Here is a 16224-nt window from a genome sequence, read left to right as displayed (position 1 = left end):
ACTCGATGACCTGCCCGGATGGGCACCTCCTCACAGCCGAGCCGCGTATTTAAACAAGGAGCGAACAGTGTTTTCAGAGTGGTTGAGTGCCCCATCCAATGTGGTGTCGTGGCTGATTCAACTGTTTGTGACTTGGGGGCCGATTCCGTTTATCCTGGTGATTTTCGTGATTGTTGTGGTGGCGCGTCCGCATGTGCCGCGTGCCATGCCGATACACCACCGGCGAGCCATCACCCAGCAACAGTGGGTATTTCACATCGCGCTGGCGTTTGCCCTGATTTCACTGATGCTGGCACCCGCCGTGTTGGCCTGGCTGAATACCGTGGGGCTGATTTCGGATGTCGCCGCCAACGCCATGTCGACCATGGTGGTGATGGTGGTGGGGATTTCGTATCTGTTGCCGCACCTGTTTTCGGTACACATATGGTTTCCGCGTCCCACCCACTGGTTCCCCCGCCGTTCGTGGATTGTCTCACCGCGGATTCGGTTGCGGGTGTGGGTCGTGGTGATGATGATTTGGGTTTGCACCGAGTTCGCGCTAGTAGTGGGGGGATTGTTTTTCAAACCGGCCACGTCTTCGGTCAGTGCCAGCGAAATTGTGAAAACGGTGTTTTACTACACGGTGGAAGGCTTTTTTTTCCTGGGGATGTCGATTTATATCCAGACTAAAATCTCTAGGCGACCCCCGGTTCCGGGGGTGCCGCTGGCGATTGACATGCAGCTGCGTCGAGTCGACTTGGGGCATGTGCAACAGATTTCCACTGTATTCCTGGGGGCGGGGGTATCGCGCTGCCTACAGTTTTTGGCACAGTTGCAGTACGAAAGCGCACCTTTTGTCTTGGCGGCGCTGTCTTTCGTGTTGAGCTGGGCGGTGTCGCTGGTGACTTTGGTGTTGGCTTTGATTCCGACGTGGGTATTGGTTGGGAAACGCAATCCTTCGCAACGCTTGATGAAGAATATCGAGACGCGGGTGCTGGATGTAAAACGCGAACCGGATTTGTTTAGTCTCAAGAACTTCCAGGATTTGTTGGGGATGGATGACGACGAGATTATCGCGGGTTCCACGCCGCGACCCACCAAGAATTTTTTGGCCGCGATTTTCTCTCAGACCCCGCCGCGCGAGGAGCTGACCGCCCCGGGGACGGGATCCTCGCCGGATGAAGTCTTGGCGGCGTACATGTATATGGCACGAATTGCGGATCGTGCCGGGATGTCCCTGTCGGTTGAAGAAGTCGAGGGCTTGCGTGAAATCCGCGAGGCTATTCGAGACCTGGCCGAGCGTCGCGCCCGCTTGAATGAAGGCGTGGCCTCGAATTTAGCTCGGGTTGAAACCCAGCACGAGGCCGGGTCTTCCAACTGGTGGGGGCGTTTTGGCTTGGGGCGAGGCGGCGAGGAAAACGAGCCGGACGAAGCTGAGGGAGCCGAAGCGGAAGTTGACGAGAATCTGCGTAACTTGTTGGGGCAAACCGAGGCGACTTCGGTAGTGGGGCTTGACCAGCAAACCATCGCGGCCTGGGAGGAATACGACGAAAAGAAGGAACAGATAGAGCTTCAGGAAAAACAAATGTCCGAGATGGCCGCGATGCAGCAAAGCGCCATGGAAGCCTATGGGTATTACGGTTACCCCGGTTATCCCGATGAATACGGAGGCTACGGATACGAAACCTATAACTGTTATGACCCCTATGGCTATGCCGATTTGGGTTACGGCGACATGGGCGACGGCTATGGTAACCCGGGTTATGGGGGTGCTTACGGCGACCCCGCCTACGGCGATTCGATGTATGTCGATCCCGCTTACGGATACGGTGCCTACGGTTCAATGGGGTACGGGGAGGCGGGGTATCCCAATTCCTACGATTCTTATGGCGGGGAATACGGATATGACCCGCAATACTACATGTATGGGGGTTATGGTTACCCGGGTTACGGGATGTCTTCGGGGGAATACGCTGACTACGGTGCGGGCGCTGGTTCGCCCGGGTCGGGTGGTTTCGACGGACCGGCGGGTTATATCGAGGCTGCTTCTCGCCCCGCGCAGCTTCCGGGTGGTTCCGACTTCATGAGGGGTCAGCCCGAAACCCCGCCACCAGGTGATACCCCGGGTCAGCCGGGATTCGAGGGTGGCGACCCGTATAGTTTCGAGGGTGGCTCTGGATACAGTTCTGGGGGATACGGGTCGTACCCGGATTATGCTGCCCCGCGCTCGGGCTATTCCCCGGGATATCCCGGGGATAGCCCGGGTGGTGGTTCCCCCGAATCGGGATATTCTGGTGATTTTTCACGGCCCGAGTCGGGTGGTTTTAGCCAATATCCCGGGCAGGCCCCTCATGAACCCGGCTTCCCCAACCCAAACGCTCCTTCCGGTTCCCGAAACCCCGGCTGGAAGGGCTGACAGAAACGAGAGAAATATGGCTCAGATTGTTCCGCCACCCGATTTTGCGAAACTATGCACGCTGCGGCTCGGCGGGTCGATGAAACGGTTTTACAAGACCACGGATTGCGGTGATTTGACCACGGCTGTAGCGGCGGCTGACCGGTCGCATGTCGAGTTGCTGATGCTGGGCGGGGGGTCGAATTTGGTGCCGCCAGACGCAATGTTCGAGGGCTTGGTGGTGCAAGATGCCCGCACGAACGTGTCGGTGGTCAATGACCCGATGGACTGGCCCTCCGATGTGGATTTACCCAAAGACTTCCCTAACCCCGCCGGTTTCCCGCCCGACACGGTTTTGCTGCGAGCCGATGCGGGGGTTATTTGGGATCGACTGGTGGAATACACGGTGGCGCAAGGGCTTAGCGGTATCGAGATGCTTTCGGGGATTCCTGGGACGGTCGGGGCGGCTCCCGTGCAAAACATCGGAGCCTATGGCGGAGAGGTCGCTAGTGCCCTGCTGGGTGTGGTAGCGTGGGATCGGCAGTTGAATCGGGTTTGCTATCTGTCGCGCGCGACGCTGGGGTTGGGGTATCGGGATTCCATTTTGAAGCGTTCGCGGGCTTCGTGGGGGGCGACTGGGCGTTGGGTTGTGTTGGAAGTCGACTTGATATTGCGCCGCTCTGATTTGTCAGTGCCGGTGGCTTACGGGCAGTTGGCGGGGCATTTGGGGGTGGAAACCGGGGCGCGGGTGCCCTTGAGCCAGCTGCGGGCAGCGGTTTTGGATTTGCGTCGGTCTAAGGGGATGATTTTGGATCCGGCGGATCATGACACCTGGTCGGTGGGGTCGTTTTTTGTGAATCCGGTGGTGGCGTTAGCCGCGCCGGTGTTGGCGCGGCTAACGCCAGAGGCGCCGCGTTGGCCGGTGGCCAACGCGGGCGCGGTGAAGCTTTCGGCGGCTTGGCTAATTGGTAATTCTGGGATAGAGAAAGGCTTTGCGTTGCCGGGTTCGCGGGCGGCGGTTTCCAGTAAACACGTGCTGGCCTTGACGAATCTGGGCGGCGCGACCGCCGCCCAGATTCGCGAACTTGGGGATTATGTAATCGCCCAGGTCAACGAGCATTTTGGACTGACCTTGGTTCCCGAACCGGTAATGCTTTAGCGCGGAATTAGTTATGGACACATAAGGGTTTTGCTAGGATAATTGGTTGGGTAAAACCACAGGTCAGGGGCTTGTCTTGTTCTCAAGCGTTCTCAATAAAGGGCTTAAAAGACGAAAACTGTTTCTCTTATGTCCCACGTATGTCCTGACGGTGTGTCCAGGTTTATTAGAACACAAGCTTTGGCTTCATTGCAACGTTTTGAGTGGTGGCGGGTGAGGGATTCGAACCCCCGAAGCATTGCGCAGCTGATTTACAGTCAGTCCCCTTTGGCCACTCGGGAAACCCGCCGGGTTCAATCCGACTCGGCTAGCGAGCCTTCTCGAACTGGCGTTCTTGAAACTCTTCAAGAACGCCACATAAGACTACCAAATCTATCCGGCAAATCGCAAAATTTGGGACAGCTGGCGATTATAGGTGGGTCTTTCCCTCTAAGGAGGGTTCCTAATGGCGGGAAAACTGGCTTGCATTACTCGTCTGAGGCAAGGCACCCCCCATTTTCACGGTTAGGGATGGGAACCCCGCCGGGGATTTGGGCTGGCGCCTCATGCGGCGGAACCCGGAACCCCGCGTCCGCCGGAGCCCCGCCGGCAACCCGGATGCGGAAAAAACGCCTCGTCCCCTACAATATGAAATGGAAGAGGCGATACATGACCAAAGATACACAGACCCCACAACCCGACGAAAACCCAGGTGACCCCCGGTTTGTAACCGTGCCGGGCAGCCAGAAAAAATACCGCACTTCCTTGATTCTGGCCGTGATTTTGGTCGCGTTATTCCTCACGCTACTCCAGGTTTCCTCTGTGAATGTGGCGCTAGGGATGCTGCCGGAATCGATTGATGCCACCCCGCAGCAAGTCCAATGGGTGATTTCGGGATACATGCTGGCAATCGGGCTGTCTATGGTGCCGATGGGGCGGATTGGCGACCTTTACGGGCGGTCCTTGGTGTTCACGATTGGCACTTTTTTGTTTGCGGTGACTTCTTTCATGTGCGGGTTGGCTAAAGATGGGTCGATGCTGGATTGGATGCGGGTCGCCCAAGGCTTGGCGGCCGGGATCTTTAGCCCGCAAACCGCCGGAATCATCCAGCAGTACTTTGACGGTCAAGCCCGCGCCCGAGCATATGCCTTGATGGGATTGGTACTGTCGGCTTCGGTGGCGACGGGGCCGTCCCTGGCGGGATTACTGGCGGGAACCTTCGGACCCGAGATGGGCTGGCGGCTGACCTTCGCGCTAAACCTGCCATTGGGTTGGATTTGCGTCGTTTTGGCGCTGCTGTGGTTGCCGTTTAAACGCGAACGGATTTTTGCGCGCCGCGCCCGTCGGGAAGCCCTGGAACGTGACATTGCGGCGGCCGCGAAAGTGGGGCACAAGCCCCCCAAACGTCAAAAAGTCGACCTGGATCCGGTAGGGATGACCCTGCTGGGGGCGGCGGTGTTGGGGACAATGCTGCCGTTTGTGACCACTGGCACACCGTGGCGATATTTGTTCCTGCCAGCCGCGCTGGCGGTGCTGGTTGGCTGGGTTTTTTGGGAAAAACGATACAAAGCGCGGGGACGCTACCCGATGGTGGATTTGAACCTGTTTCGCATCCAGACTTTCAGTTTCGGCACCGCGATTGGTTCGATTCAATTCCTGGGGTTGACCTCGGTGTTTTCGGTGACCGCGATTTACCTCCAGGTGGGTTTCGGGACTTCCGCGCTGGTGGCGGGGATGATGGGACTGCCCGGCGCGATTATCTCCGGTTTCACCTCGATTGTGGTGGCGCGCTACACGATTGAGCACGGTCGGGCGATTCAGGCCTGGTCGCTGGCGATTATGGTTACCGGCGTGTTGATAACCGGGGCGATGGGGTGGTTGTATGCGCACGGCTATCCGGTGTGGTTCATCGCGATTGGTATGGCGGTGTTGGGCATTGGCCAAGGCGCGATGGGGTCTTCGAACCAGACCCAGTCCATGTTGGAAGTGCCGGCCTCACACGGGGGGATTGCCGGGGGGATTCAGCAAACCGCCCAGCGGATTCTTACCGCCGTAGGCTCGGCGATTTTGACCGGGGTGTTCTTTGGGATGACCACGGGGGTAAAGCCAGTTACGGATTCGGGGGCGGTGACGATTGCGGCGGAGCTGGCCGCTGGGACGATTAAACCGGCGGTGGCTGCGGATTGGGCGCTGGCCTATCTGGTGGTTTTCGTTGCCGGGGCTGGTTTCGCGGCGATTTCACTGGTTTTGGCGATTGTGTTTTGGGCGATTGACCCCAAGCGCCGTAAAACCGATCGTCCCGGCGGGGCACAGTAAGTTTTCCCCGACCGGCCTTGCCCGCTTTTGACAGGCCTCGGCAGTTCTTGACATTATTGGCAATTCTTGAAAATTCTTGATGATTCTCGACAAGTAAAGTGATTCGGTGAGTTTATGAAAAATTCCCTGGCCTATGAAATCTGGCATGACCAAAGGAAAATGTTGCCACCCTTGGCGGTTGGTGGAGCGATGGGTGGTTTCTATGCGACCGCCGCCGGGTCGCTGATTGCCACTTTGTCTCGGGACTTGGAGGTCGGCGTGGCGCAACTGGCGCCCTTGGGTTCGGCTTTCGGGGTGGCGATGGTGGTGGCGGGCCTGGTGTCCTCGTGGGGTTTGCGTTTCGGGCCAGTGTGGTTTTTGCGTCTTACGCCGCTGTTGGTGGTGCTGGGAACGGTTTTGGTGGCGTGGAGTCCGAATGTGGCGGCTGCTTTGGCTGGGGTAATTTTGGCGGCTTTGGGTGGCACGATGCTGTCGGCGGCCGCAGCGGGGACTTTTATTGGTGCCGAGGGGGGCAAGAATCTGGCTTTGACGGTGGGGGTTGCCTCTTTGGTTTCTATCACTACTACGGTGTTGTTTGCGCTGGTGGAGCGGCTGTTTCCGGGTCAGGGGCGTTTGACGGTTTGGTTTGTGATGTTGGTGGTGGCTCCGACGTTGGTGATGGCGTGGCGGCTTCCGGCGGTGCCGTTTGCGGTGTTCATGAGGGGTCATTTGGATTCCCCGGCGTCGGTCGAGAAATCCGTACCGGCCTTGGATTCGGGGAGAGCGTCGGCTTCGATGGCGCCTCATGAATCCGTCGCGAAATCCGCAGCGGTACCCGGTCAAACTGAGCAACCCGGTCAACCCGGTCAAAGTGAGCTACCCGGTCAAAGTGAGCTACCCGGCCGGTTCGGCCAGCCCACTCGGCGTGGCCATTCGATGCTGTTTTATTGCCAGATTCTGCGTCTGATTCTGCAAAGCGGGGTGGAGTTCGCGGTCTATGCCTGGGCGGTGACACGTTTTACGCAACTGGATGTGTCACTGGCGGCGGCCTCGGGTTTGGCTACCAGTTTTGCAGTGGGAATGGCGCTGGGGCGCCTAGGCGGAGCCGGTTTCACGCATCGCTGGATGGCCTGGTATGTCTTTTTGGGTCTTGGAGCGGGGGGAACCGCGTTGGCGGCCTACGTTCCAGTCGTGTGGATAGCGGTGCTGGGTTTCTTTATTTCCGGGGTGGGAGCCAGTTGTCTCTATCCGATTAGCGCCTCGGAATTTAGTGGAATGCCGGGGATTCGTTCCCATCGAGCCGCAGCGATTATCGAGGTGCTTTCCGGTTTCGGTGCCTTGGGAACCCCAGTAGTGTTGGGAGTTTTGCTGGGGCTGGTAGGGTTGCAGGCAGGATTCGCGGTGCTGCTGGGGTTTTACGCGGTTTTGGCGGTGTTGCCCCGGCCGCGTCCGTAGTTATGGGTTCATAAGCCAGGGAATAAGGTACCACGCGTTGTAAACCCGCAGGTCAGGATTGGTTTTGGATTTTCGCCCTCGGCGAAAATCTTCGTTATGTGTCCGTGATGCTTAGCGGGAATCCCGGATGGCACCTCATGAACCCGCAAAATTACCCCCACCGCAAGGAAAGCGCTAGAATGAAACCTTGTGCGCACTCGCGGCGCACTACCCCAGGGGAGCGAACCCCAGCGAGGAAACAAACCCGCTGGTGGGGCGCGTATCAAGGGGAACTCCGACGGGAAAACCCGCCGGTCACTGACCATTGTAAAGGACCCAAAAATGGCACCTAAGAAAAAAGTTATTGGCTTGATTAAACTGCAAATTCAAGCCGGTTCCGCCAACCCGGCTCCGCCGATTGGCCCCGCGCTGTCCCAACACGGCGTGAACATTATGGAATTCTGCAAAGCGTACAACGCTCAGACGGAATCCATGCGTGGCTCGATTGTGCCGGTGGAAATCACCGTCTACGAAGACCACTCCTTCGATTTTATGCTGAAAACCTCTCCGGCCTCCGAGATGATTCGCAAGGCTGCTGGTATCCAGAAGGGCTCCGGCACCCCCAACACCGTCAAGGTAGCGAACCTGACTTGGGATCAGGTCGCCAAGATTGCCGAAGAAAAGATGAAAGACCTTAACGCGAACGACATCGAGGCCGCGAAGAAGATTATCGCGGGTACAGCTCGTTCTATGGGTGTGACGGTCGGTTAAGAGGGGAAGGAATCAGAATGAAACACGCGAAGAAATACGTTGAAGCTGCGAAGAAGATTCTTCCCGATACTCTCTATCCGGTTGATGATGCGTTCAAACTGGTCAGGGAGACTTCGGTCACCAAGTTTGATGCGACTGTCGAGGTCGCGATGCGCCTGAATGTTGATCCGCGCAAGGCCGACCAGCTGGTTCGCGGCACGGTGAATCTGCCGCACGGCACCGGGAAAACCATGCGTGTCCTGGTGTTTGCAGTGGGTGAAAAGGCCGCTGATGCCCAGGCCGCCGGTGCCGACGAAGTCGGTGGCGACGAGCTGATTGAAAAGGTCTCGAAGGGCTACACCGACTTTGATGTGGCCGTGGCCACCCCCGATTTGATGGGCAAGGTCGGTCGTTTGGGCAAGGTGCTCGGCCCGCGTGGCTTGATGCCGAACCCCAAGACCGGCACGGTGACCATGGATGTGGCCAAGGCCGTCAAAGACATTAAAGGCGGCCGTATCGAGTTCCGCGTCGACAAACACGCCAACCTGCAGTTCGTGGTGGGCAAGGTGTCCTTCGATGCCGAGAAACTCGCGGAAAACTATCGCGCAGTATTCGAGGAAGTCATGCGTTTGCGTCCCTCCACTGTGAAAGGCCGTTACATCACCAAGGCTACGGTTTCTACCACCATGGGTCCTTCGGTTCCTCTGGCTTTGGCCGAAAAGAAAGAAGCTTAGGGACATCCTAGGATAAAGGCCTAATGTTTTGTGGCTCGGGGAACCGAGCCACAAAACATTTTTATGACAGAGTCCCGGTCGGTTTTGCTGGTTGGTTTTGCTGGTTGGTTTTGCTGGTTGGTTTTGCTGGTTGGTTTTGCTGGTTGGTTTTGCTGGTTGGTTTTGCTGGTTGGTTTTGCTGGTTGGTTTTGCTGGTTGGTTTTGCTGGTTGTAACCGGGGTGATTTCGGTCTTGTCCGCGCATAATACGAAGCTGTGACATAAATCACACCACTTACGGCGGGAATCCCGGCTAGCGCCTCATGAATTCGCTAGCGCCTCATGAATTCAGAGTTTTTGCATGGAGTACCCCAAACCGCGCACATTGACAATCAAATCCGGGGGAGCAATCCCCGCCAGATTTTTGCGCAGCCGGTAAACCGTGGACTTAATCATGTCGCGCCCCCCGGCGATTTCCTGGGTTTGCCACACCTCGTTTAGCAGGTCAGAGATGGATACCACATTGCCAATCCGCGAGGCCAGCGCCACCAGGAACCTAAACTCGATATCGGTTAAATCCAGGCGTTCGCTATCCCAAACGGCGCTGCCAGACTGCAAATCGAGCGACAGTGGCCCGTTGGTTACTAAGCCTGCGTTGGGGGTTGCCCCGGTGCCGTGTTTTACGGCCAGTTCCGCTCGTAGCGCCAGTTCACGAGGGGAAAACGGTTTCACGATGTAGTCATCGGCTCCGGCCTCGAGCCCGGCGATACGTTCGGATTCCTCTCCCAGTGCCGAAACCAAGATAATCGGGATAGAAAAAGCCGCCCGGATGCGCCGGGTCAAGTCCACCCCCGACATGTCTGGCAGCATTACATCAAGCACCGCCAGGTCAAAGTGTTTCTTGCGCAACATCGCCCAGGCCTCGCGTCCCGTACTGGCAGTTTCCCAACTGAATCCGCGGGTTTCCAGCGAAAAAGTAATCACCGAGGCGATATGCGGGTCATCGTCGAGTACCAGGGCTTTCCAGGCTTCAGTTTGACTCATGGTCGGAATTCCCCTTCCTGTTGGCGTATGGGAGGACAACAAAAATCGTGGTTCCATGCTGCGTGATGGAATCGACGAGAATCCGGCCTTGGTGCAGGGTGATGATTTTTTGGGTAATCATCATCCCCAGCCCAGCCCCGGGCTGACGAGTGTTACCGGTAACGAAAGGCTCAAAGATTCTTTTGCGTTCCGACTCGCTCATGCCGCTACCACTGTCACTGATTTCAATGACACAGCCTTCGTCGTTGCGATATGGGCGAATCGTAATCGGGGCATCGATTCCCGCGTGGTTTATAGCGTTGTTAATCAGGTTACTGAGGGCTTGTTGGATGAGCCGACGGTCGGCCTGCACCCAGATTGGGCGACCGCGTCGGGTTACCGTCACATTAGCGTGGCGAGCTGAGCTTAAATCGGCGGCGACTTGGCGGGTCAAGCCGACTATGTCGAAGGTTTGCAGTTTCAACTCGAATAGTTCGGCATCTATGCGCGCGGCGGTCAGAAAATCCTCGGCCATGTCTTGCAATAGGTGGGCATTGGTTTCAATGCGGGAAACCATCTCCTGTTGTCGTTCGCTTAGTTCACCAAAAGTCTTGTCTTGCAACAGTTCTGAGTTTCCAATCAGGACGGTCAGGGGGGAGCGAATCTCGTGCGCCAAAATGGAAGGGTTGCGGGTGTATTGTTCATGGGTGTCGCGCAACCAGGCCAGCTCGGTTTGACTTTTACTCAGTTTGGCGCGGAAAAAGAGGGCGAAACCGAGGCAAACCAGGGCAAAAACAAGGCCGCAGCCGGTTAGTATCCAGGCCATCGAGATGCCCTCCTTTCCCTTCCGCAGCTTCTTACATGATAATAGACCGGGAAGTTGTGTAAAATCGCGGTTCCCGAGTATTATGACGCCGAAATCCCGGGATTAATAGTAACAAAGCTGTTACTGTCTGCCACTCAGAAGTGTCTCACTCCAAGGATTTCGTCCCGCATAATGGTTTTAAGCGATTCGACGGAGGAATCGCCACCCAAAGAAGGGTCTCGATAAATTTGAAGGAGAATCTTATGTTATTGCAACACCAACTAGTTAAGCGTCTGACGGTGGGCGTGGCTGCTTTGGGCGTACTCGCCGGGCTGTGCGCCTGCGGGCCAGTCAGCAATGAATCCAAAAAAGCTGATGGTTCCAGCGATAAGGCCGAATCCTTGACTGTGGTTTGTGGCGCTATGGAGGACTTGTGCCAGGCCTGGACCAAAGCCTTTACCGAGAAAACCGGGATTCAAACATCCTTCGTGCGGCTGTCTTCAGGTGAAACAGTAGCGCGTCTCGAAGCGGCCAAGGACAAGCCGGAGTTCGACGTGTGGCACGGCGGCCCGGTGGATGGCTACGGGGCGGCCGCCGAAAAAGGGCTGGTGGCCTCCTACGATTCCCCCTCCGCGAAGGTAATTCCCGACAAATACAAGGATACCAAGGATCATAACTGGACGGGAGTCTATGTGGGGGTTTTGGGGTTCTGCTCCAACAAGACCGTACTGCAGGAACTGGGGGTGGACGTGCCTAAGAAGTGGGATGATTTGTTGAACCCGAAACTCAAGGGACAGGTTTCCACCGCGCACCCTTCAACTTCCGGCACCGCCTTTACCACGTTGTGGACGCAGCACGTTTTGCGGGGCGGGGATGACCAGGCTTTGGAGTGGATGAAGAAACTGAACAATAACGTGTTGCAGTATTCCAAGTCCGGGACTGCGCCGGGACAGATTGCCGGGCGCGGCGAGGTCGCGGTGGGTTTGGTTTTCAGCCATGACTGCGTGAAATACCAGGATGAAGGCATGAAAGACCTCGTGGTGTCCTTCCCCGAAGATGGAACCGGCTATGAAATCGGGGGAGTGGGCTTAGTTGCGAATACCCCTCATGAAAAGGCGGCGAAACAGTACATCGACTGGGCTATTTCCGCCGAGGCACAAAACATCGGTCAAACCGTGGGCTCCAACCAGGTATTGACCAATCCGGACGCGAAACCAAACGAAAAAATGGCGAAACTCGACGACATTAAACTGGTCGACTACGATTTCGTCGCTTCCGCTAAAGCCAAGTCTGGCCTCACGGCTCGTTTCGACGAAGAAGTTGCCGGAAAGCCGAAAGAATAACCAGTGACCTCCAGGCGGGTAAACTCAGCCCCGCCTGGAGGTTTCAATGAATCTCTATTCATGAGGGGCTATTTAGCTCCCCTGCAAACATTACTTACGAGTCGGAAAGATTTGTTATGACAGCAACTTTGCCAGCGCCCTCGGCTGCAATCAGGGGCACGCGAAAACGGGAGAGAACCAAGGTTAAATCGGATCCAGTTACCTTGATATTGGTAGCCGTGGTCAGTGTCGGCCTGTTTTTCTTAGTGGGATTACCCTTGTTCAAGGTGCTTTCCACAGCCTTGTCCGGGGACGGGGCTGTGACCTTGGGCAAGATGTTTACCTCTAAAACCAACCGGGATGTAATCACCAATACGATAATCCTCGGTGTTATGGTGGCCTCAGTGGGAACCGTGATTGGTTTCCTCATGGCTTTCGTCCAAGTGAAGGTGCGGTGCCGCGGGAAACGTATTCTTCACTTGCTGTCTTTGCTGCCGATTGTTTCCCCGCCTTTCGCAGTGGCTACCGCCTCTATCACGCTGTTTGGTAAGCGCGGAATCATTTCCCACCAGCTTCTGGGGCTGGACTGGCACATCTACGGTCTACCGGGGCTTACCCTGGTGCTGTCCCTGTCGTTCTTTCCGGTGGCCTACCAGAACCTGGCCGGAATGCTCAAGGCCTTGGATCCGGCCACCGAGGAAGCCTCGGCCTCGCTGGGAGGAAACGCCTGGACGGTGTTTCGCACCGTGACCTTCCCGATGCTGATTCCAGGGTTCGCGGCTTCCTTCCTGCTGCTCTTCGTAGAGGGCATCGCCGATTTGGCCAACCCTTTGGTGATAGGCGGTGACTTTACCGTACTGGCCGCGCGAGCCTATATTGCGATTAACGGGGAATACAACACGGCTGCCGGCGCGGCTTATTCCTTGCTGTTGTTAGTGCCGGCCTTGCTGGTTTTCGTGGTGCAACGCTACTGGACGAACCGCACTTCCACCGTGACGGTTACCGGCAAACCGGCCGGTAAACCCAAACAGCTGGAAAACCGGGTGGCCTCGGTGATTCTAGCCACCTTGGCGTGGCTGGTGGCGGCTTTTATCATCACGATTTACACCGCCGTATTCGTGGGGGCTTTCGTGAATATCCTGGGGGTGGACAATACCTTCACCTTGGATAACTTTGCTTATATCCTGTCAGGGATTGGCAATAAATCCATGGTAGACACCACGATTTTGGCCTTGATTGCCACCCCGATAGCCGGGATTCTGGGGATGCTCCTGGCGTGGCTGGTGGCGGTAAAGTTGCGTCGCGGGGCGGCCATCATGGACTTCGTAGGCATGTTGGGCATGGCCGTGCCCGGTACGGTTATCGGGATTGGCTACCTGGTGACTTACAACCACCCGGTGCAGTTTATGGGCTGGGAATTCCTGCCGGCTTTGGCTGGTGGCGGCTCGATTTTCGGGGGCGCTATGGCCATCGTTTTGGTCTATATTTCCCGCTCCACCCCCGCCGGGCAGCGCTCCGGTATCGCGGCGTTGCAACAGGTCGACAAGGCGATTGACGAGGCTTCGACTTCACTAGGTGCTTCCGGGTTGCAAACCTTTATCCACACCACCTTGCCGATTATTCGTCCCGCGTATTTGACCGGTTTGACTTACGCCTTTGCGCGTTCCATGACCACTTTGTCTCCGATTATCTTTATCACCACGCCTTCTACCAAGATTATGACCTCCCAGATTCTGTCCGAAGTGGATGCGGGACGTTTCGGTAACGCCTTTGCTTTCTGCACGATTCTGATTGTCATAGTGATGACTGTTATTGGCGGTATCAACTTGATTTTGCGCGATAAAGCACCCGGAGGGGCGCAGATAGGCAGTGGGCTATGAATTTCAGATGGCACCTCATGAACCCCACTAAAGCCCCCGAGACAACCGAACTGTGACGAAAAGGAAAAACCATGGCTGTAACAACTAACGACGAAACCCTAGGCACCCCGAAGACTTCGGGAGCCCTGCAACTGATAGACCTCGTAAAGACCTTTGGGGCAGGTGACGCCCGGGTCACGGCAGTGGATCGTGTGAACCTGGATATTAAACCCGGAGAATTTATTACCCTGCTCGGGCCGTCGGGGTGTGGGAAAACCACCACTTTGCGGATGATTGCCGGTTTTGAAAACGCGACCAGCGGCAAAGTTATGCTGGATGGGGAAGATATGGTGAAACTGCCCCCCAATAAACGCCCCATGTCGATGGTGTTTCAATCCTATGCGCTGTTCCCACACCTCAGTGTGCGGCAAAACGTGCAATACGGTTTGAAGTTAAAGAAAATGCCTAAACAACAGATGGATAACGACGTCGACGTGGCTTTGACCGCGATGAACCTGACGATGATGGCGGATCGCGCCCCGAATCAGCTTTCGGGCGGCCAGCAGCAGCGCGTGGCTTTGGCTCGGGCGATGGTGATGAAACCAAAGGTGATGCTGTTTGACGAACCGCTGTCTAACCTGGACGCGAAACTGCGCGTGAAAATGCGTACCGAAATCCGGCGTTTGCAGCGCCGCCTGGGGATAACCTCGATTTATGTTACCCACGACCAGAGTGAAGCCATGAGTCTGTCCGACCGGATTGTGGTGATGAACGCGGGGCGCATCGAACAGATTGCCACCCCGGAAGAGATTTATCGCCGTCCCGCCTCGGTGTTCGTGGCGGATTTCGTGGGGCGCGCCAACTTTGTTCCCGCAGAAATCCTGGAGAAACCGGCGGTTCAGGACGGTGACGATACGGGTAAAGGCGTGCTGGTGTCGGTGAAGGCCTTGAACCAGGAAGTGCGGGTGCATGCGCACCCTTCGGCTTTGGATGCGCAGCATGTGACTTTGTTGATTCGCCCCGAGTCGATTCGGTTGAAGCGGCCGGAGGGGGATAGCTCGCCGTTGGTGGGTACGGTTCAGGCCGCTGTGTTCTATGGGGAAACCGTGGAATACGAGGTCGATACCGCTTACGGTACGGTGGTTTGCGTCGAGGCTGACCCCGACGAAGACAAGACTTTCCAAGAAGGGGATAAAGTGGCGGTCAGTTTCGAGACGGAGCGAGCCTGGCTGTTGCGTGGCGAAGATGGTAGTTGACTGCCGTGGTTGTAACCGGTGCGATTTCGGCCACATCGTCGTATATAGGAAGATGTGGCCGAAATCGCACCACTTACGTTAAGCGCCGGTGGAATGGGACGTAGAGCTGAGCCGCTTGGCGGCTCAGCTGACTCAGAGTTTTCCACAGGTGTGGTCTTTATAGGGTTTTCCACAAGCTAATAAAGTCGAATTTTTAGTAAGTCGGTTTTCTGTGGCAACAATTTCTCTATGTTGTTACCTGATTTTGGAGTTGCTTCCCTCACTCAGATGCGTGGGGACGACTGGACTTACCCTAAAATTCGACAAAGTGTCAAGAGCGGCAATCTAATCCCGGTAAAACGTGGTTGGTATGCTGTTCCCGGAGCTAATCAGAATGTGATTCGCGCCCTTAAAATCGGTGGACGTTTGGGATGCTTATCCGCTCTGAAGGAGTACGGGGTCTGGGTGCCCCAGACCGACAGGGATTTACATGTGGTACTTGGCAAAAATGCCGCGATTCCGAAGCTGGAGAGTACAGTGTTCCACCGCTACGATTTTCTGCCAGAAACGGTTGCTTTCAGTGTAGAAGATTGTCTACGCCAAGTTATGAGACACCACGACCCAGAAACAGGATTAATCGTTTTAGAATCGGCGGTGCAAAAGTCCTTGGTTACGCCGTTCTGGGCTCAGATGCTGATAAAGGAACTACCATCTAAAAAGCAACGCATCTACCGTTTCTTCGATCCGTCATCCCAGTCGGGAAGTGAAACTCGGGTGCGCTTGTTCTTCCAGCGTCGAGGGGTAAAGGTTCACAGCCAGCATAAAACGAGCGGCGGATGGGTGGACATGCTGGTAGGGCAATCGTGGATTATTGAATGTGACAGCAGAGCCTTTCATGATAACAAGACGAACCACAATATCGACTGCCACCGAGATTTATCCAATTTCTCTGCGGGTTTCGTGACAACTCGATTAAGCTATCCCCAGATATGGTTCGAATGGGAAGATGTAAAACCCCAGCTCCTGGGGATTTTGCGAAAAAAGGAGCACCTGCGTTTGCCTCGCCCGTGCCGGACTTTCGGAACGTAACCGGTGCGATTTTGGCCACATCGTCGTATATAGGAAGATGTGGCCGAAATCGCACCACTTACGACCAAGCGCCCCGCGTCAACCTTGGATTTGGGCAGAAACCCGTGCCGGTGGTACACTGGACAGGCCTAAGACCGCCGGTCCGAATGGATAATCAGTGAATGCTGAGCCTGCGCAGGTTGTGTTTG

13 protein-coding genes and 1 tRNA gene are annotated in these 16224 nt (G+C 56.2%); 11 read left to right on the top strand and 3 right to left on the bottom strand.

The genetic code is table 11. From position 1 onward, the window contains the following. Nucleotides 1-67: 67 nt before the first annotated feature. Nucleotides 68-2395: a hypothetical protein gene (locus tag F4555_RS08065; protein ID WP_004018161.1), complete on the top strand. Its 2328-nt coding sequence runs from the start codon at nt 68-70 to the stop codon at nt 2393-2395. A 16-nt stretch (nt 2396-2411) separates the two neighbouring features. Further along, nucleotides 2412-3533: a UDP-N-acetylmuramate dehydrogenase gene (locus F4555_RS08060; protein WP_103758645.1), complete on the top strand. Its 1122-nt coding sequence runs from the start codon at nt 2412-2414 to the stop codon at nt 3531-3533. 204 nt (nt 3534-3737) lie between these two features. Here F4555_RS08060 and F4555_RS08055 read toward each other — a convergent pair. Next, nucleotides 3738-3822, bottom strand: a tRNA-Tyr gene (locus F4555_RS08055). 359 nt (nt 3823-4181) lie between these two features. Between F4555_RS08055 and F4555_RS08050 the strand changes: the two genes are divergently transcribed. The 5 genes from F4555_RS08050 to F4555_RS08030 all read left to right on the top strand — a co-directional run bounded on the left by F4555_RS08050 (nt 4182) and on the right by F4555_RS08030 (nt 8983). After that, nucleotides 4182-5828, top strand: coding sequence for an MFS transporter (locus F4555_RS08050; RefSeq protein WP_255312862.1), 1647 nt, complete (start codon nt 4182-4184; stop codon nt 5826-5828). Nucleotides 5829-5942: 114 nt separating this feature from the next. After that, nucleotides 5943-7262: an MFS transporter gene (locus F4555_RS08045; RefSeq protein WP_115325829.1), complete on the top strand. Its 1320-nt coding sequence runs from the start codon at nt 5943-5945 to the stop codon at nt 7260-7262. 321 nt (nt 7263-7583) lie between these two features. Continuing rightward, nucleotides 7584-8012 (top strand): 50S ribosomal protein L11, encoded by a 429-nt coding sequence (gene rplK, locus F4555_RS08040; RefSeq protein WP_115326116.1) that lies wholly within the window; start codon nt 7584-7586, stop codon nt 8010-8012. A 17-nt stretch (nt 8013-8029) separates the two neighbouring features. Then, a complete protein-coding gene (gene rplA / locus F4555_RS08035; RefSeq protein ID WP_004011640.1) occupies nt 8030-8725 on the top strand; it encodes a 50S ribosomal protein L1 in 696 nt (231 codons plus the stop codon). Between the two features lie 63 nt (nt 8726-8788). After that, nucleotides 8789-8983, top strand: a complete 195-nt coding sequence (locus tag F4555_RS08030; protein WP_221413450.1) for a phosphatidylglycerophosphatase — start codon at nt 8789-8791, stop codon at nt 8981-8983. 68 nt (nt 8984-9051) lie between these two features. Here F4555_RS08030 and F4555_RS08025 read toward each other — a convergent pair whose 3' ends face one another. Continuing rightward, nucleotides 9052-9747 (bottom strand): response regulator transcription factor, encoded by a 696-nt coding sequence (locus tag F4555_RS08025; RefSeq protein WP_115325831.1) that lies wholly within the window; start codon nt 9745-9747, stop codon nt 9052-9054. Next, complete coding sequence (locus tag F4555_RS08020; protein WP_004018163.1) at nt 9734-10552, bottom strand: sensor histidine kinase; 819 nt, start codon at nt 10550-10552, stop codon at nt 9734-9736. The genes F4555_RS08025 and F4555_RS08020 overlap by 14 nt, the downstream gene beginning before the upstream one ends. A 242-nt stretch (nt 10553-10794) precedes the next feature. Here F4555_RS08020 and F4555_RS08015 point away from each other — a divergent pair, with 242 nt between their 5' ends. The 4 genes from F4555_RS08015 (at nt 10795) to F4555_RS08000 (ending at nt 16036) form a co-directional block, all read left to right on the top strand. Continuing rightward, nucleotides 10795-11874, top strand: a complete 1080-nt coding sequence (locus F4555_RS08015) for an ABC transporter substrate-binding protein (protein WP_115325832.1) — start codon at nt 10795-10797, stop codon at nt 11872-11874. 116 nt (nt 11875-11990) lie between these two features. Then, nucleotides 11991-13733, top strand: a complete 1743-nt coding sequence (locus F4555_RS08010) for an ABC transporter permease (protein ID WP_004018192.1) — start codon at nt 11991-11993, stop codon at nt 13731-13733. A gap of 71 nt (nt 13734-13804) precedes the next feature. Continuing rightward, on the top strand, nt 13805-14968 hold the full coding sequence (locus tag F4555_RS08005; RefSeq protein WP_004018128.1) for an ABC transporter ATP-binding protein: 1164 nt from the start codon (nt 13805-13807) through the stop codon (nt 14966-14968). A 228-nt stretch (nt 14969-15196) separates the two neighbouring features. Continuing rightward, nucleotides 15197-16036, top strand: a complete 840-nt coding sequence (locus tag F4555_RS08000; RefSeq protein WP_004018140.1) for a hypothetical protein — start codon at nt 15197-15199, stop codon at nt 16034-16036. The last annotated feature ends 188 nt before the right edge of the window (nt 16037-16224 follow it).

The organism is Mobiluncus mulieris (genome assembly GCF_014204735.1).
Lineage (GTDB): Bacteria > Actinomycetota > Actinomycetes > Actinomycetales > Actinomycetaceae > Mobiluncus > Mobiluncus mulieris.
The sequence above is the reverse complement of the archived record's forward strand: the minus strand, read 5'-3'. Positions and strand labels throughout refer to the sequence as shown.